General features: G+C 66.2%; 18 protein-coding genes and 2 pseudogenes. 8 read left to right on the top strand and 12 right to left on the bottom strand.

Annotation, left to right across the window (positions count from 1 at the left end; translation table 11 throughout):
• Positions 1 to 56: 56 nt before the first annotated feature.
• Complete coding sequence (locus tag XCC_RS01115; RefSeq protein WP_014509441.1) at positions 57 to 377, bottom strand: DUF4156 domain-containing protein; 321 nt, start codon at positions 375 to 377, stop codon at positions 57 to 59.
• Between the two features lie 386 nt (positions 378 to 763).
• Between XCC_RS01115 and XCC_RS01110 the strand changes: the two genes are divergently transcribed.
• Together XCC_RS01110 and XCC_RS01105 are read left to right on the top strand one after the other, a co-directional pair.
• Positions 764 to 1,222 (top strand): hypothetical protein, encoded by a 459-nt coding sequence (locus XCC_RS01110; RefSeq protein ID WP_011035466.1) that lies wholly within the window; start codon positions 764 to 766, stop codon positions 1,220 to 1,222.
• 54 nt (positions 1,223 to 1,276) lie between these two features.
• Positions 1,277 to 1,753, top strand: a complete 477-nt coding sequence (locus XCC_RS01105) for a tRNA (cytidine(34)-2'-O)-methyltransferase (RefSeq protein ID WP_011035465.1) — start codon at positions 1,277 to 1,279, stop codon at positions 1,751 to 1,753.
• Between the two features lie 9 nt (positions 1,754 to 1,762).
• On the opposite strand, the pseudogene XCC_RS01100 reads toward XCC_RS01105, so the two are convergent.
• The 3 genes and pseudogenes from XCC_RS01100 to poxB form a co-directional block, all read right to left on the bottom strand.
• Positions 1,763 to 2,098 (bottom strand): annotated as a pseudogene (locus XCC_RS01100) (MFS transporter); the annotation flags it as partial.
• Positions 2,095 to 2,331: pseudogene (locus XCC_RS01095) on the bottom strand (hypothetical protein); the annotation flags it as partial. The pseudogenes XCC_RS01095 and XCC_RS01100, both read right to left, overlap by 4 nt.
• Positions 2,332 to 2,376: 45 nt before the next feature.
• Positions 2,377 to 4,086: a ubiquinone-dependent pyruvate dehydrogenase gene (gene poxB, locus XCC_RS01090; RefSeq protein WP_029217034.1), complete on the bottom strand. Its 1,710-nt coding sequence runs from the start codon at positions 4,084 to 4,086 to the stop codon at positions 2,377 to 2,379.
• A 366-nt stretch (positions 4,087 to 4,452) separates the two neighbouring features.
• Between poxB and XCC_RS01085 the strand changes: the two genes are divergently transcribed.
• Positions 4,453 to 5,049, top strand: coding sequence for an OmpO family porin (locus XCC_RS01085; RefSeq protein WP_011035461.1), 597 nt, complete (start codon positions 4,453 to 4,455; stop codon positions 5,047 to 5,049).
• A gap of 482 nt (positions 5,050 to 5,531) precedes the next feature.
• Here the strand turns inward: XCC_RS01085 and XCC_RS01080 are convergent, their stop codons facing one another.
• From XCC_RS01080 to XCC_RS01055, 6 genes are all read right to left on the bottom strand, one after another.
• Positions 5,532 to 6,557 (bottom strand): NAD(P)H-dependent glycerol-3-phosphate dehydrogenase, encoded by a 1,026-nt coding sequence (locus tag XCC_RS01080; RefSeq protein ID WP_011035460.1) that lies wholly within the window; start codon positions 6,555 to 6,557, stop codon positions 5,532 to 5,534.
• 17 nt (positions 6,558 to 6,574) lie between these two features.
• Entirely contained in the window at positions 6,575 to 7,087 is a 513-nt protein-coding gene (secB, locus tag XCC_RS01075) for a protein-export chaperone SecB (RefSeq protein WP_011035459.1), read from the bottom strand.
• 109 nt (positions 7,088 to 7,196) lie between these two features.
• Entirely contained in the window at positions 7,197 to 7,634 is a 438-nt protein-coding gene (locus XCC_RS01070) for a rhodanese-like domain-containing protein (RefSeq protein WP_012437015.1), read from the bottom strand.
• An 88-nt stretch (positions 7,635 to 7,722) separates the two neighbouring features.
• Positions 7,723 to 8,145 (bottom strand): hypothetical protein, encoded by a 423-nt coding sequence (locus XCC_RS01065; protein ID WP_011035457.1) that lies wholly within the window; start codon positions 8,143 to 8,145, stop codon positions 7,723 to 7,725.
• A 29-nt stretch (positions 8,146 to 8,174) separates the two neighbouring features.
• Positions 8,175 to 8,645, bottom strand: a complete 471-nt coding sequence (locus XCC_RS01060) for a YiiD C-terminal domain-containing protein (protein WP_043877691.1) — start codon at positions 8,643 to 8,645, stop codon at positions 8,175 to 8,177.
• A gap of 119 nt (positions 8,646 to 8,764) precedes the next feature.
• Positions 8,765 to 9,574 carry a glycosyltransferase family 25 protein gene (locus XCC_RS01055; RefSeq protein WP_011035455.1) on the bottom strand — a complete coding sequence of 270 codons (810 nt, stop codon included), beginning with the start codon at positions 9,572 to 9,574 and terminating at the stop codon, positions 8,765 to 8,767.
• Between the two features lie 208 nt (positions 9,575 to 9,782).
• Here XCC_RS01055 and XCC_RS01050 point away from each other — a divergent pair, with 208 nt between their 5' ends.
• The 3 genes from XCC_RS01050 to XCC_RS01040 all read left to right on the top strand — a co-directional run bounded on the left by XCC_RS01050 (position 9,783) and on the right by XCC_RS01040 (position 12,902).
• On the top strand, positions 9,783 to 10,559 hold the full coding sequence (locus tag XCC_RS01050; protein ID WP_040940352.1) for a uroporphyrinogen-III synthase: 777 nt from the start codon (positions 9,783 to 9,785) through the stop codon (positions 10,557 to 10,559).
• 103 nt (positions 10,560 to 10,662) lie between these two features.
• A complete protein-coding gene (locus XCC_RS01045) occupies positions 10,663 to 11,640 on the top strand; it encodes a uroporphyrinogen-III C-methyltransferase (RefSeq protein WP_011035453.1) in 978 nt (325 codons plus the stop codon).
• Entirely contained in the window at positions 11,637 to 12,902 is a 1,266-nt protein-coding gene (locus XCC_RS01040) for a heme biosynthesis protein HemY (protein WP_011035452.1), read from the top strand. Before XCC_RS01045 ends, XCC_RS01040 begins: the two co-directional genes overlap by 4 nt.
• A gap of 55 nt (positions 12,903 to 12,957) precedes the next feature.
• Here XCC_RS01040 and XCC_RS01035 read toward each other — a convergent pair whose 3' ends face one another.
• Together XCC_RS01035 and XCC_RS01030 are read right to left on the bottom strand one after the other, a co-directional pair.
• Positions 12,958 to 13,500: a hypothetical protein gene (locus XCC_RS01035; RefSeq protein ID WP_012437009.1), complete on the bottom strand. Its 543-nt coding sequence runs from the start codon at positions 13,498 to 13,500 to the stop codon at positions 12,958 to 12,960.
• A gap of 123 nt (positions 13,501 to 13,623) precedes the next feature.
• Positions 13,624 to 14,919, bottom strand: a complete 1,296-nt coding sequence (locus tag XCC_RS01030) for an acetyl-CoA C-acetyltransferase (protein ID WP_011035450.1) — start codon at positions 14,917 to 14,919, stop codon at positions 13,624 to 13,626.
• Between the two features lie 88 nt (positions 14,920 to 15,007).
• Between XCC_RS01030 and XCC_RS01025 the strand changes: the two genes are divergently transcribed.
• Positions 15,008 to 15,892 (top strand): hypothetical protein, encoded by an 885-nt coding sequence (locus XCC_RS01025; RefSeq protein WP_019237130.1) that lies wholly within the window; start codon positions 15,008 to 15,010, stop codon positions 15,890 to 15,892.
• Positions 15,889 to 16,326 carry a VOC family protein gene (locus XCC_RS01020; protein WP_019237129.1) on the top strand — a complete coding sequence of 146 codons (438 nt, stop codon included), beginning with the start codon at positions 15,889 to 15,891 and terminating at the stop codon, positions 16,324 to 16,326. Before XCC_RS01025 ends, XCC_RS01020 begins: the two co-directional genes overlap by 4 nt.
• Positions 16,327 to 16,653: the final 327 nt, after the last annotated feature.

Below are 16,653 nucleotides of genomic sequence, written 5' to 3'. Positions count from 1 at the left end.
CTGGCCGCTTTTACCGCATCTTTACATTTGCCCCGCGCTCGCCCCAGCCCAACGGTTCAGCGCGGCGGGCACCGGAACGCGTTGAAACGCTGGCTGCCATCAAGCGGCTGGCCTTGCGCCTGCACGGTGTTGGCATTGGCGCCGGGCGCCTCGTTACGCGCAAGGGTTTCCAGTTCTTCCTGCACCCGCAACGGGTTGCGATTGTAGAAACCGACCTTGCTCTTGACCGTCACCACCACTTCGCCCTGCTGCTGACAGCCAGCTGGCACAGGGCCTGCGGGCAGGACCTGCACGCCTTTGCCGCTCTGTTCGATGGGAACCCAGGTGCAGGCCGCGGTGGTGGCGGCAACCAGAACAGACAGCAGGATCACGCGCATAAGACAGACACCTGAGGGCAAAGCCGGATTGTGCCGTAGCTGCCTGAATTGGCAATAAGGCGCGCTACCGAGAGGCGACCGGCGGCCCCCGGTGTGCGCTGCGCTCCCGCCCAGGCCTTGGTCCGGCGCGTCCGCCCGACCGAGGCGGTGTCCGGTTGTCCGGATGCGGACAGCCCCATGCGGCACCGCCGCCTTCAAAAACAACGACTTAAAGATGGCACGGCGATTGCTCTGGTTATCGCAGCCATCCAACGCCCCGTGCGCTGCCAGAAAATATGACTGCACGCTGAACAAAATAAAAACAGCACCGAAAGTTCTTGCAGCTACCGAAACGGTGTACTACCTTACTACCACACCACTGATCACCCACACCAAGAGACCTCGCCATGACCACCAAGACCCTGCGCATCGCCCTCGCCGCCGCCCTGATTGCCGGCGCCTCCTTTGCCAACGCGCATGCCGCTTCCCTCACCACGCTGGACACCGTGCAGGTCCGCCCGGCCGTCGACCAGATCGCCCAGCAGACGCTGGAGCGCAGCAGCGGCATCCGCACCTTGAACGCAGTGCAGGTGCGCCCTTCGACCGAGCAACTGGCTGCCCTGGCCGCCGAACAGGCCGGCCCGCGCATCGTGACCCTGGCCACCGTGCAGGTGCGTCCGACCGCCGAACAGCGCGCCGACCTGCTGGTGCATACCGCTGCCGCCACCGCGCAGGCTGCCACCGGCCACGCCGCTGCTGCACTGGGTGCGCTGGTCGGCCAGGTCATCGTCAACCTGCCGGTGCCGCAGCTGCAGCCCACCCCGGTCGAGCTGGAAGCACTGGTCAGCGCCACCCTGGGCCAGTAACTGCCGGCCGGTCATTACCGGCCGGCCCATGCGCGGCGCAGCTACACTGCGCGCATGTCAGCCCCCGTCCTCGATGTCATCCTGTTCCAACCCGAAATTCCGCCCAACACGGGCAATGTGATCCGCTTGTGCGCCAATACCGGCGCGCGCCTGCACCTGATCGAGCCCCTGGGCTTTGACCTCAGCGACAAGCAGCTCAAGCGCGCCGGCCTGGACTATCACGAATACGCGCGTCTGCAGGTGCATCCGGACCTGCCCACTGCGCTGGCCACGCTCGCACCCAAGCGCGTGTTTGCGCTGAGTACCCGCAGCACCGTGCGCTATGACACACCGCAGTTTGCCGATGGCGATGCCTTTCTGTTTGGCCCCGAAACACGCGGCCTGCCGGCAGAGGTGCTGGAGTCCATCCCGCCGCAGCACCGGCTTCGCCTGCCGATGCGCCCGGACAATCGCAGCCTCAATCTGTCCAACACCGTGGCGGTGATGGTGTTCGAGGCGTGGCGACAATGGAACTTCACAGGCGGGCAGTAGCCAGGCGCATCACCTCGCCGCGCCGGCAGCCACTGCCTGTTTGAGCACCGTGTGGCAGCTCGCCCAGAGCGCAACCGCGAGCAGCGCGATAGCGCCCAGCACCAGAAACGCGGTGCGGTAGCCGAAGGCGGCGCTGAGCCAGCCGCCCAATGCCGGGCTCAATGCAGCACCGATCCCTTGCACGGTCATCACCGCGCCCTGGCCCACGTTGACCCGGCCGGTGCCATGCAGCAGCCGCGCGACCAATGCGGGGACCGCCACGCTCTGCAAGCCGGCGCCCAGGCCATCGAGCATCTGCACTGGAAACACGCCCCAGCCTTCGATCAGCGAAGCGGCCACCAGCGCACCACCACCGCGGCCAGCCCCGCGCCGTTATCGCCCGCGCGGGCGGCCTCGCTGGCACCGGTGTAGCGCTGCACGATGCGCCCGCACTGCGCCTGCAGTTGCTGGCGTGCCTGGTCCAGGCGCACGCCTTCGGTCTGCTGATACAGCCCATAGAGCATGCTGGCCACGTCGATGCAGGCGGCCACGATCACGATCCAGATCAGCAACAGTTGCCGCAACAACGAACGGGGCATGGGTGCGATCCGAGAGGAGACGTGCAGTGTGCGCGCAGCGCGGTGTCAGCGCAGGTTGGTCTTGGCCAGCGCCAGCACCTCATCGCCCCGCCCGCTCATCACCGCCTTGAGCAGATACAAGCCCATGCCCTTGGCCTGTTCCAGCTTGATCGCCGGTGGCACCACCAGCTCCTGCGTGGCAATGCGCACGTCGACCAAGGCCGGGCCCGAATGCGCGAACGCCTGGCGCAGTGCCCGCTCCAGCTGCGAGGAGGTCTCCACGCGCAGCCCCAGGATGCCCATCGCATTGCTCATCGCAGCGAAATCCGGATTGCGCAGCTCGGTACCGGTATCCAGATACCCGGCCGCCTTCATTTCCATCGCCACAAATCCCAGCGATGCGTTGTTGAACACCACCACCTTCACCGGCAGGTTCAATTGCGCCAGCGAGATGAAGTCGCCCATCAACATCGCAAACCCGCCATCGCCGGAGAGCGAAATCACCTGTCGCCCCGGGCAGGCCGCCTGCACACCCAGCGCCTGCGGCATCGCATTGGCCATCGAGCCGTGGTTGAAGGAGCCCAGCAGGCGGCGCTGTCCGTTCATGCGCAGATAACGCGCGGCCCACACCGTCGGCGTGCCCACGTCGCAAGTGAACACCGCATCTTCGTCGGCAATCTGGCTGATCAGGCGGGTGACGAATTGCGGATGCAGGGGCTCGCCTTCGTCCGCCGGCACCGCCAATTCGTCCAGCCCCTCGCGCGCCTTGCGGTAGTGCGCAAGCGACTTGTCCAGAAAGCCGCGCTCCTCGCGCCGCTCCAGCTGCGGCAACAGCGCAGCGATGGTTTCGCCCACATCGGCGGCAATGCCCAGCTGCAAGGGCGTGCGACGCCCAAGTGCAGCCGGGTCACGGTCCACCTGCACAATGGTGGCGTCCTTCGGATAGAACTGGCGATACGGGAAGTCCGTACCCAGCATGATCAAGGTGTCGCAATTGAGCATGGCGTGATAGCCGGAGCTGAAGCCGATCAAGCCGGTCATGCCGACATCGAACGGGTTGCTCCACTCCACATGCTCCTTGCCGCGCAGCGCATGCACGATCGGCGCGCCCAGCGTGTCGGCCAGCGCCACCACCGCATCGTGCGCCCCGGCACAGCCGCTGCCGCAGAGCAACGTCACCGCCTTGCTCTGCTGCAGGATCTCCGCCAGTTGCTGCACGTCCTCGGCCGCCGGCAGCAGCCGCGGTGCACGTAGCACGGGCCACGCGGCAGAGAGGTGTTTGTCGACCTCCATCAGCGCGATGTCGCCGGGAATCACCACCACGGCCACGCCTTGCTGCAGGATCGCTGTGCGCATCGCACGGTGCAGCACCTCCGGCAACTGCGCCGGGTTGGTCACCAGCTCGACGAAGTGGCTGCATTCGCGGAACAGCTCCTGCGGATGCGTCTCCTGGAAATAGCTCAAGCCGATCTCGGACGAGGGGATATGCGCGGCGATGGCAAGCACCGGCTGCCGGCTGCGGTGGCAATCGAACAGCCCATTGATCAAATGCAGATTGCCCGGCCCGCAACTGCCGGCGCACACCGCCAGCTTGCCGGTCACCGCGGCCTCTGCGCCGGCCGCGAATGCCGCCACCTCTTCGTGGCGCACATGCATCCATTCGATGCTATGCATCTCGCGCAATGCGTCGGTCAGCCCGTTGAGACTATCGCCGGTCACCCCCCAGATTCGCTCCACCCCGGCACTTTCCAGCGTTTCGGCCATGAACCGCGCCACCGTCTTCTTCTTCGCCACGATGCTGCTCCGCTTCTTCTGGGGACACCTATGCTCCCAGTGCGCGCGTATCGGCGATGTGCTCGCTTGCAACAGCGCGATGCAGGATTTGCAGTGTTTTTGTGCGAAACCTACACGCCATCATCACATCGCTAGGATGCACGTAACGCTGCGTCACGCTTTGCACGTGCGCTACTCGCATACGCTGACAGCCACAAGAAAGCGCAGCTGAACTTGGCGCGATGATTCATCAACCGGTCAGTTCCAAATTCATGTCGCGTTCCATCGAATAACGGAGAATTTACATCTCGGCAGCGAACGGCATTCGCCTCAGCGCCGGCCCAAACCATAAGTACAGGTATCTCGACCATGAAGACTTCTCTGCTGGCCCTCGGCCTTCTCGCTGCCCTGCCGTTTGCGGCCTCCGCTGCCGAAAACCTCTCCTACAACTTCGTCGAAGGCGACTACGTGCGCACCCCGACCGAAGGTCGCGATGCAGATGGTTGGGGCGTGAAGGCGTCCTATGCCTTCGCTCCGAACTTCCATGTGTTCGGCGATTACAGCAAGCAGAACGCTGACGACAACGACAGTGTGTTCGAGAGCTCGAACTCCGACTTCCAGCAGTGGGGCGTCGGTGTGGGCTACAACCACGAGATCGCAACGAGCACCGATTTCGTTGCCCGCGTTGCCTACCGCAAGCTGGACCTGGACACCCCGAACATTAGCTTCGATGGCTACAGCGTTGAAGCCGGTCTGCGTAACGCCTTCGGTGAGCACTTCGAAGTCTATGCCCTGGCTGGCTACGAAGACTTCTCCAAGAAGCGTGGCGTCGACCTCGGCGACAACTTCTACGGCCGCCTTGGCGCCCAGGTGAAGTTGAACCAGAACTGGGGCATCAACGGCGACATCCGTATGGATGGCGACGGCAACAAGGAATGGTCGGTCGGCCCGCGCTTCAGCTGGTAAGCCGCACGTTTGACTGCAGCGCGACTCTCTCCCGCGCTGCATCGGAAGCCCGGTCCCCCGACCGGGCTTCTTTCTTTTGTGCGGTCGGAGTTGCATGCGCATGCATGCGCCTGTGCAAGCCGGCGCGTTTCGCAGACTCGGCTTCCCAGCGCCGAAGCTGACACGTGTGCACACGACAGCTTCTGCCGCGTCACCCTGGCGCACTGGTCGAAAGCACGGTGTTGCTGATACGCCTCCCTAATCTTGGCGCGCAATGCGCAGCACGGAGATTCTGCGATGGACACGCGTCGCCAATCCGGCGTACGGCCCTAAGAGCATGTAGAACCCGAGACTGCTCAGCACACGATTGCACAGTCAGCGCTGGTAGCAGCCTGGCCTCGTTTGCACTGCAGCGGCAGCATGAAACGCGCCGCACCAACAAAAAGCCCGGCAATGCCGGGCTTTTTTGTTGTCTTGGATCACGTACGCAACGCACGCAGGGCTCAGGTAAACAAGGTCTGCGGATACTCGGGCTTGCGCTCGCGTGCCAGCAATTCCTTCAATCCCGCTTCCGGGGTGATCTCGCCATGCAGGACTGCACGCACTGCGTTGGAGATCGGCAGCTCGATGCCATGCTGCTCTGCCTGACGCATGACCTCGTCGGCGGTCTGCACCGATTCAACCACCTGGCCGATCTCACGGATGGCATCGCTCAAGCTCTGCCCGCGTCCCAGCGCCAGACCCAGCCGCCGATTGCGTGACAGATCGCCGGTGCAGGTCAGCACCAGATCGCCCAGGCCAGCCAGGCCCATCAATGTTTCCGGCCGTGCGCCGATGACCGCGGCCAGGCGCAGCATCTCGTTCAAGCCGCGCGTGATCAGGCCGGCACGGGCGTTGAGGCCCAGCTGCATGCCATCGGCCACGCCGGTGGCAACCGCCAGCACATTCTTCATGGCGCCGCCCAGTTCGGCACCGACCATGTCATCGCCGGTGTAAGCGCGGAAAGTGGGCCCGTGCATGGCATCGGCCACCACCTGCGCAAACGCGGCGTCATCGCCGTGCACGGTGATCGCGGTCGGCAGGCCCAGGGTGACTTCCTTGGCGAACGAGGGCCCGGTCACCACGGCCAGCGGCACGCTGGGGCCAAGGATGTCGCGCGCCACTTCATGCAGGAAGCGCCCGGATCCCGGCTCGAAGCCCTTGGTGGCCCAGGCGATGCCCGCGCCAGCTGGGCGCAGCGGCGCGAGCAGCTTGATTGTTTCGGTAAACGCGTGCGACGGCACCACCACCAGGATCCAGCTGGCGCCGGCGATGGTCTGCTGCAGGTCGGTGGTCGCGCGCAGGCTGTCCGGCAGGGCAATGCCTGGCAGATAGCGAGGGTTCTCGTGGGTGCGGTCGATGGCATCCACCATCGCCGCATCGCGGCCCCAGAGCACGGTCGGGTGACCGTGCCGGGCAACCAGCGCCGCCAGGGCCGTGCCCCAGGAACCGGCGCCGAGAACGGCGATTTTCTGTGTCGGATCGCTCATCCGGTGCGCAACAACGCTTACGCGTTGCCGGCCGGCTCGGAATCGGCCAGCGAGGTTTCGCCCTGCGAACGCTGGCGCAGGGTTTCGGCGTACAGCGCTTCGAAGTTGATCGGCTGCAGGTAGAACGGCGGGAAGCCGCCGGCCTGAATCAGATCGCTGACCAGGGTGCGCACGTATGGGAACAGGATGTTCGGGCACTGGGTGCCGAGCAGCACGTCGATCGCCTGCGGCTCCAGGCCGACCAGGCCGAACACGCCAGCCTGCTGCACTTCGGCCACGTAGGCGGTCTTGCCACCGGCGGTGCAGGTCAGGGTCACAGCCAGCACGACTTCGAACGCGTTGTCGTTGAGGCGCTGCACCTTCTGGTTGAGGTTCAACTGCAGCTCGGGCTGGTTGGCGTCATTGAAGACGGCCGGGGCGTTCGGCGATTCGAAAGAAACGTCCTTGACGTAAATCTTTTCGATGGTGAAAGCGGGGCCAGCAGCGGCGTCGGCCGGCGCAGCGGCGCCGTTGAGGATTTCGTCGGACATTCCTAACTCCAGAAAACAGTTCGATGGATGCAACGTTGAGTGATGCAGACGTGAAAACGCAGTATCTCACGCAAGCAATGGGGGCTTGCGCGGCGCCTCACAAGGCAGATCAGGCGCGGCCCTTGACCAGCGGCAGCTCGGCCATCTGCCAGGCGGCAATGCCACCCTCCAGCCAGTAGACCTGCTCGAAGCCGGCCTTCTTCAGCGTCTTGGCAGCGCCGGCAGAGGCGTTGCCGCTGCGGCAGACCACCACCACCGGCGAGGACTTGGCATTGGCGAGCAACTTGCCGGCTGGGTCGAACTTGGCCAGCGCCACGTTGCGGCTGCCGGCGATGTGGCCTTTTTCGAAATCGGCAGTGGGCGACAGATCAATCACCAGCGCATTTTCGCTGTTGATCAGGCGGGTCAGCTCGGCCGGCTTGAGCGCGCGATAGCCGCGGAACAGGCGCGCGATCTCGGTGACGATGATGGCGATGGTCAGGCCCACCAGGGCCAGCGACAGCATGGGGTTGCGGCCCACAAAGGCCTGCAGCTCTTCGAAATTCACTGAGATCACGGTCGATGAAGCGGGCGGGAATTGTCGCACAGCTGGCGTACGCGACGGCCACTGCCACGCTGGGTGGACAGGCGGAAGGCTATTGGCCCTGCCACAGGTCCGGCAGGCCGGTGGTCAGCCACCAGCGTTTGCGCTCGGCATCCCAGTGCCACACCTCGATGCTGCGGACCAGCCGCTCGGCCTGGGTATTGCGGTTGATCACCCGCAGCTCGACCTCCCGGCGCAGATCGCCGGTGTCGGTCTCGCCAACGCGCAGTTCGCGGTAGCCGGAAATCTGCACCTGCTCGTAGCGCGAACGTTCCAGCTCGCTGAGCGGGTGGGCCTGCGCATAGGTCGGCTCGATGAAGCCCTGCGCGGCATCGAAATCGCTCCAGCGCACCGCCGCCGTGTAGGCGGCCTGAGTGGTTTCCAGCGCACGCGCCTGCGCCCGGCTGCCGGCGGTGGCCAGGCCGCTGACCAAGGCCAACCCCAGCAGGACCACCATTCCCATCACTGCACGCATGCGCCTTCCCCAAGGACCAGGCCCGCATCCTACCGTTTTGGAAAGGCCACGAACCGCCCGCTCAGCGTCGCCGCCGCCGCACCCGACTCCAACGCCACCTGCGCGCGCATGTCGATGCGTGCCTTGCCGCGCTGGCGGAAGGTGGCCAGAAACACCTCCCAGTTGCCGGCCGCCGATGGCGCCGCGTCTGCCACCAGCTCTTCGTACACCGGTGCGACATAGCGCAGCTGGCTGTCGGCCACGTACACATCGGCATCGTGCCCGGCCAACTGCAGCTGCAAGGTCAACCATCCCCACCCGGCCAGTATCATCAGCGAGGCCAGACTGCCGCCGAAGGCGTTGGCCTTGTCGTTGACGTTGGCCTGCAGCGGCGCGCGCAGTCGCAAGGCCCCGTCATGCAGCCCGTCCACGGCAATGCCCATCGACAGCACCGGTGGCATGGCGACGAACTGCTGCTGCAACGAGTGCAGGGCGGATGCGAGCGTGCACGGAAGGGTCATCGGCAAAGGCTGCAAGACGGCGAAGGGTTGGCATCATGCCGCAATGTCCTGCGAGCGTCTTGTGCACCTAAATGACATGCGGTACCGCATGGTAAAACTGCTCTCATGCAGTACCGCACTCAGGGTACGAAGGTGACCTTCCGATAGCCTTGCGCTACACGGAGCAATGCGGTCGCCTTGGCCTTCCATTGCGCGCTGCGCTGCTTCTGTGCCTGTGTCAGCGGTGCATCGATGGTGCTGGTGAACACGATCTGTTCGGGCGCCGTGTGGAAGAACTTGTCCTGGATGCAGGCCGCCGGCGAAAGCTGGTAAGTCGACAATTGCTGCGCCACCGGTGACTCGTTCCAGCCAAACATAAAGATGTCGGCCATCGTGTGCCAGCGCGCTTCTGCAGCCAGCAGCAGCCGTGCCGCATCGCGGCTGATGATCAGCGCGCCGGCGCAGACCGGCCAGCAATGCTGGTACGTCGACGGACGCACCCGCCGCAACTGGCGGCCCGCCACGGCGGTGACCTTGCCTTCGAGCTTGATGCGGTTGTAGGAGGGTTCCAGCCGCACGATGCTGCTGCCGCCAGGCAACCAATCGGTCGTGCGCAATAAAGCCGGCAACGCGTCGGACAGATGCATGTCGTCTTCGAACACCGCGGTGTAGGCGTCGTCGGAGTTGGCCGCAATGCGCCACGCTGCCTGATGGCTCAGGAAACAGCCGATATTGGACGCGGTCCACGTACGCGGGCCGGTGCTGAAGGCATCGCCGGAACCTTCCAGCGGCCGCTGGCGCGCGAAGTCGGCAATTTGCTCGGGTGTGAGGGTGCGTCCATCGACCGCCGCAATGCGTTCGAAGGGCACACCCAACGCCTGGAAGCGGGCCGACATGGCGCGCAATCGGTCGTCGCACCGCTGCATGTTGATGAAGTAGGACTTGATCACGGCACCGTTCCGGGTTTTTGGTGCCCCAAAGCGTGTCGTGATTCACAGTATTTGCAAGTAGTTACGAAATGAGACTGATGTCTTACTTGGGAGTGCGCGGCGGACTCGCACTGCATCGGCGGAAGGCCCGCTGGTTCCATACGCAAAGGACGACATCGACAGCAGCCGACCCGACCCGGTCTACGTGCTGCTCTCGCATAATCCCGAGATGACCCACACGCGCACAACTGCCACGTCCTGGACCCTGCTGTCGCTGCGTCCCAGCGGCGAGCACGCGCCACTGCGGCGTGCGGTGGCCCGGCATGGCGGCCAGTTGCTGGCGGTGTCGCCATGGCGCCTGCAGATCAACGACACGCTGCAGGCACGCGATGCGCTGCGGCAGGCACTGGGCGCGCCGATTGTCGTGTTCACCAGCCCGGCCGCCGTGCACGCGGCGCACCGGCTGCTGCCCTTGCAGCGGCCTGGACCGGCCCAGTGGGCAAGCGTGGGCGAAGGCACGGCGCGGGCGCTGCAGGCCTGCGGGATCGACGCGGTGGTGCGCCCGGCGCGCATGGACAGCGAAGGCCTGCTGGCACTGCCGGTGTTCGATGCCCCGCTACACGCCGTGGGCCTGATCACCGCGCCCGGCGGCCGCGGCACGCTGTCGCCGGCGCTGGAGCAGCGCGGTGCGCAGATCCTGCGCGCAGATGTGTATCAGCGTGTTGCGCTCCGGCTGCGTGCGTCGACGCTGCATGCGCTGGAGAGCGCGCTGCCACGCAGCGTGATGGCCTTGAGCAGCAGTGAAGCGCTGACGTTGATCGTGCAGCAGCTGCCGCCGTCATTGGCCACTGCATTGAAGACCCGCCCGGTGGTCGCCTCCAGCGACCGCATGCTGGAGGCTGCGCGCGCTGCGGGCTTCGTGCAGGTCCATCGCTCCGAAGGCCCACTGCCTGCGCAGTTGGCGGCCGCCGCCGCTGCGATCATGACGCCGCCGCCACCTTGCTGAACTGCGGACTCAAGCACAGCTTGCAGGTGTCTGTGGCCACACGCCATGCTGTGGCGGATGACTGCGGCGCCTGCGCCTGTCGTGACCGCCCGAGGATGCCCGAATGACCGACATGCCCGCTCCTGCGCGACGTTTCCCCCTGGCCTGGCTGCTGCTCGTCGTGGCGATCGTGGCCGTGGGCGTGGCGCTGTTTCTCGGGTGGCGCGCATGGCAGAGCTACCAGGACACCCAGATCCAGGCCGCCCAGGCGCAGCAGCAACGCTGGGACGGGACCCAGCAACTGCTCGACACCCTGCGCCGCGACCAGCGCCTGGCCAACGAACGCCTGCAGGATGCCGCCGCCACCAACCGCGTGCTGCGCGATGAAATGCTTGGGCTGAGCCAGCGCAGCGCATTGCTCGAAGACACTGTGCAGAAGTTGGCCGATCCCAACCGGCATGGCGCCCAGGCGCTGCGGCTGGACGAGGTGGAATTGCTGCTGCGGCTTGGCCAGCAGCGGCTGAGCATCGCCGGCGATGCCGATGGCGCACGACGCGCTTACGCCCTGGCCAATGGCGCGCTCAACGGCATCGACGACCCGGGCTATCTCAATCTGCGCCAGGCGCTGGTGCAGGAGCGCGACGCCCTTGATCGCCTGGGTCCCGGCCCGCAGGCGCAGGTTGGTGAAGGGCTGGATCGCCTGGCAACGGACCTGCAGCGCCTGCCCGAGCAGAGCGCGCAGGACAGCGAGGCCGCACTGCCCTGGTGGCAGAAGGCCCTCTCGCCCCTGGTGGAAATCCGTCCGAGCCGTGGCGATGCCTTGATCACCGGCGGCGAGCGCACAGCCGCGTGCGATGCGCTGCAGATCGAAGTCAGCCTGGCGCGTGCAGCAGCCGAGCGCGGTGATGCGCAAGGGTTCGCGCACGCCTTACGGCGCGTGGACACCTGGACCACGCGGCTGTGGCCAGACTCGCCGCAACGCCGCCAGGCACGCACGCGCCTGCGCGAACTGCAACAAGCGCCACTGCGTCCGCGCCTGCCGGAACTGGGCACCACCCTGCTGCAACTGCAGGCCATGCGTGAAGGGAGATCCACACAATGAAAGTGCTGCGTACCGTCTTGATCCTGCTGGTTGCCGTGGCGCTGGGCGTGCTGGGCGCGCAATGGCTGTCGCACCAGAACAGCTACGACCTGGGCAATGTGGTGGTCAGCGTGGGCGGCAACGATTACCGCGCCGCCATGCCGCAGGCGGTGCTGATCCTGGTCATCGCGCTGCTGGTGCTCTGGCTGTTGTGGACGCTGATCAGCCTGCCGTTCCGGGTGTGGGGCAAGTACCGCCGCAAGAAGGGCCGTGCGCGCCTGATCGAAGGCCTGCGCGCTGCCGATCACGGCCAGTGGCAGCGTGCCGAGCGCCTGCTGGTCAACGCCAGCGAGGACGAAGAAGTCAGCGGCATTGCCTTGGCCAGCGCCGTGCGCGTGGCCGATGCGCGCGGTGACGTGGCCTCGGCCACGGCGCTGGCGCAGCAGCTGGCCGAGCGCGACCCCACCGCACACGCACTGCTGCAGGGCGAGCGGCATCTGGCGCAGCAGCGCCCGGTGGATGCGATCAATGCGCTCGACAGCGCCGCCGCCCAGCCGCTGCCGGCCCGCGGCCTGCTGTTACGCACGCATGCACTGGCGCAGATCGGACGCGCCGACGAGGCCTATGGCCAACTCGGCGCCCTGCGTCAGCAGGCGGTGTTGGCGCCGGAGGCCTACAGTGCACTGGAGGCCACATTGGCCGAGCAGACCTTGCTGCAGGCCGGCGATGCCAACGCCCTGGCCGAACGCTGGGAAGCCTTGCCGAAAGCGCTGCGCACCTACCCGGCCGTCGTTGGCGCCTATGCCCAACGCGCAGCCGTGCTGCACTGGGACGATGCTGCGGTGCACAGCCTGGAACAGGCGCTGGATACGCAGTGGGACGAATCGCTGGTGCGCCTGTACGGCGTGTTGCCGCTGGAAAAATACGATTCGCGGCGTGCCAGTGCCCAGCGCTGGCTGACCCAGCATCCGGACAGCCCCGGACTGCTGCTCACCCTGGCCCGCCTGTCGCGCCATCAGCAACAATGGTCGCAGGCCGAAGAATTCCTGCACCGCGCACTGGCCAATGGCGCCGGTGCCGATGCCTGGGAAGAACTGGGCCACGGGTTTGCGGCGGCCGGTGACCTGCTCTCCGCGCAGCACTGCTACGCCAACGCACTGCGCGCCGCGCGCGGCGAACCGGTGCTGGAGATCATGCCGCAGCAATCCATCCGCGGCCCGATCGTGGTGGCCCATGAAACCCCACCATCCGGCCCGATCACGCCGGATGATCGCCTCGTGTAATCGATGCAATTGTTCGGCCTTGCAGCCGCGCACGCCACGGCTGCGCCACGTTGCATCAACGCTGGCGCTTTGCCTGCGGCAGTGGCGGCAGATCGCTCAGGAATGCATCGCAGGCACCCAGATACCGTGCCTGCACGTGGTCGACCTGCGTCGGCGACAACACGCGCGACCCCAGGCGGCCGATCAACAGCATCACCGCCATCACGCCGGCACCGATCAGCCACCGGAACTGGCTATCGATCGAGAGCCCGCACACCAGCAATGCCAACACCGATGCCATCGCCACCGCGACATAACGCACGCGGCGGCGCTCGTGTTGCGCGCACAGGGTGAGCACGTGCGCGCTGCGCTTGCGTAGCGCGATGGCCAGGATCACGTACGGCAGCACGCCCAGCAGCAGCGCCGCATAGATCACCGGATGGTGCCAATGAAAGATGTAGCGGCGCGGCGGCATGTCGGCCGGCGCGTTGCACTTGACGCATCGTGGCGGCAGATTGGCGCCCGCCGTACACACCAGCACGTCGCCCTCGCGCCACACATCGCCGTTCGCCCGCGGCAGGTACAGGCTGGGTGGCTCGCGGAACTCGTCCGTCGACATCCATGCGTCCTTGCAGGTTTGGGATTGGAGATTGGGCATTGGGGATTCGTAAAATCAGGAGTCCGCGTCTGCTTTTGCGAAATCCCCAATCCCGAATGCCCACTCCCACGCTGCACAGCAGCGTCAGCGTTCCACGATCGCCACCACGCCCATGCCGCCGGCGGTGCAGATCGAAATCAGGGCACGTCCGCCGCCGCGTTCTTCCAGCTGCTTGGCTGCGGTAGCCACGACGCGTGCGCCGGTCGCGGCAAACGGGTGGCCGGTGGCCAGCGAGGAGCCCAGCGGGTTGATCTTGTCCGGGTCGATGCGGCCCAGCGGCGCGTCCAGTCCCAGGCGATTGCGGCAGTAATCCTCGCTCTCCCAGGCGCGCAGCGTGCACAGCACCTGCGCGGCGAAGGCTTCGTGGATCTCGTAGATGTCGAAGTCCTGCAAGGTCAGCCCGTGCCGCGCCAGCATCTGCGGCACTGCAACCGTAGGCGCCATCAGCAGGCCCTCGCCATGCACGAAATCCACCGCCGAGACCTGTGCATCGCGCAGGTAGGCCATCGGCGTGTGGCCGTGGGCCAGCGCCCAGGCTTCGCTGGACAACAGCACCGCGGCGGCGCCATCGGTGAGCGGGGTGGAATTGGCGGCGGTGAGCGTGCCGCGGCCGGAGGTCTTGTCGAACGCCGGGCGCAACGTGGCCAGCTTTTCCAGCGAGGTGTCGGCGCGCAGGATGTTGTCGCGCGACACGCCACGGAACGGGGCAATCAGCGAATCGAAAAACCCGCGCTCATACGCGGCGGCCAACTTGTGGTGCGAAGCCACTGCCCATTCGTCCTGCGAATCACGCGAGATGTTCCATTCCTTGGCCATGTCTTCGCAGTGTTCGCCCATGCTCTTGCCGGTGCGCGGCTCGGCCACGCCGGGGAACTCGGGCTTGAGCTCGCCCAGCTTGAAACCGCGCAGCAGCGCCTTGAGCTTGTCGCCGGTGGCCTTGGCGCGGTTGGCGGCCAGCAGGCGCGCCCGCAGCTTCTTGCCGTAGACGATCGGCACCTCGGAGGTGGTGTCCGAGCCGCCGCCGATGCCCGAGTCGATCTGCCCCAGCGCGATCTTGTTGGCGATGGTGATCACCGAGTCCAGGCTGGTGCCACAGGCGCGCTGCAGGGTGATGCCCGGCGTGAGCGGCGACAGGCCCGACGACAGCGCGGCTTCGCGGGCCAGGTTCCAGTCGGAGGAATGCTTGATCACCGCCCCCATCACCACCTCGCCCAGTTGCTGGCCATGCAGCCCGAAGCGTTCGACCAGCGCGCCCAGGGTGCGCACCGACATGCCCAGGTTGCCCACGTCCGCGTATGCGGTGTTCTGGCGACAGAACGGGATACGAACGCCGCCCAGGATGGCGACGGGACGGGCTGCGGGCATCGGCTGACCTTGCATGAGGGACTCGGGGACATGGCCTGCACAGGGCCGGCAGGCATAATGGCCGCAGTGTAGCTTCGACCCTGTGATGGGCCAACCGCGAATCATGAGTACGACCGAACACGGCATGACCGCCATGGGTGTCCTGGCGCTGGAACTGACGGGCGGGACCGCCCCCACGCGTGGGGCGCTGGCGCCTGCGCAGGCCGGCATGCTGGCCGAGCGCATCGGCCGCGACCTGGCCCAGTGGATCCCTGAAGTGCGCGCGCTGGAGCTCAGCGTGGCGATGGCGCATTTCGATCCCGCCGAAGTGCTGCGGCCGGGCTGGCCGCTGCACCGCCGCCTGGAAGAACTGCATGCACGCGCCCCGGGCCGCGATGAAGGCCCGCGCGTGCTGGCATTCGGTGCCGATGCGCACGGCGAGATTCCGCTGCCGTTTCAGGCCGATGCGCAGCTCACCGGCGGCGGCCTGCGGGTGCTGCCGTTCCTGTTCTCCGGTGATCCGCAGACGCTGGCGACCGTGGCCGATGCCATGGAAGAAGTGCTGCTGGCGCAGGGCATGGCCCAGGCCGATACCGCGTTGTTGGCACAGGAAAGCTTCGGTGCGCGTATCGAGCACGCGCGTTATCTCACCGGGCACGACCTGGCGGCGATGATGTCGATGCAGTACGACAACCAGGGCCTGGCGCCGCTGTGGCCGCTGATCGAAGCGGCGCTTCTCGCCCCGCAAACTGAAGAGTGGCTGGATCAGGCACCCGAGCCGGTGCTGCGCTATGTCGGCGGCGAAGTGCGCATTGCCCTGTTCGACCCGGCTGGCTGGTGCGACCACTACGCGCACGAACGCGAAAATTGCGAACGCCTGCGCGGCGTCTATGAGCAATACCTCGCCCGTCAGCGGCAGATGGCTGCCGTGCTGGAAGCCCACGGCTTGCCGGTGCTGTACGTGCATGTGGAGCCTGGCCAGGATCCGCGGCAGGCGCTCGCCGCATGACCTCGGCGCCGGCCTCCACCGCACCCGCCCTGCGCGGGATGCTGGAGACCGGAGTATACGTGGCTGATCTCGACCGCGCCTGTGCGTTCTACGCGCAGGTGCTGGGCTTGCAGCCGATGCACCGCGATGCACGCATGGCTGCCTATGCGATTGCGCCTGCGCAGGTGTTGCTGCTGTTTCTGCAAGGCAGCACGACCACCACCGTCCGCCTGCCAGGCGGCACCATTCCGCCGCACGACGGCCACGGGCACACCCATTACGCGTTGGCGATCGCCACCGAGTCGCTGGCGGCCTGGGAAGCGCATTTGCACGCGTGCGATGTCGCCATCGAAGGCCGCACGCAATGGCCGGGCGGTGGCCAGAGCATGTATTTCCGCGATCCCGACGACCATCTGGTCGAATTGGCGACACCGGGGCTTTGGCCTAATTATTGAGGCGTTTTTAATTGGTGCGGTGCGCCTATCGCGGCGTGCTGTGTGCTGTGTGCTGCGCATGGGATCAAGAACGCGCGTCATCAGACCGATTCAACTGGCTTGGTGAGCAGGCGGCAGTCACGTTACGCGCCAGCCGTTTGAATGCATCTCGGTCTTCGGCGCGCGAGTCAACATTGCACGCGTAGGAGCGCGCTTGCGCGCGATGGGGCGTTATCGGCGAGGTGCGTCTTCGGTAAAGCTTCATCGCGCGCGAGCGCGCTCCTACGGTGCTATGTGTTCTGCAGGCATCGCGTTACACCCATGGTGTGCGATAGCAAGCGGTCGCCC

Origin of the sequence: Xanthomonas campestris pv. campestris str. ATCC 33913, from assembly GCF_000007145.1 — a bacterium.
Taxonomy (GTDB): Bacteria; Pseudomonadota; Gammaproteobacteria; order Xanthomonadales; family Xanthomonadaceae; genus Xanthomonas; species Xanthomonas campestris.
This window is presented reverse-complemented; position numbering and strand designations above follow the sequence as displayed.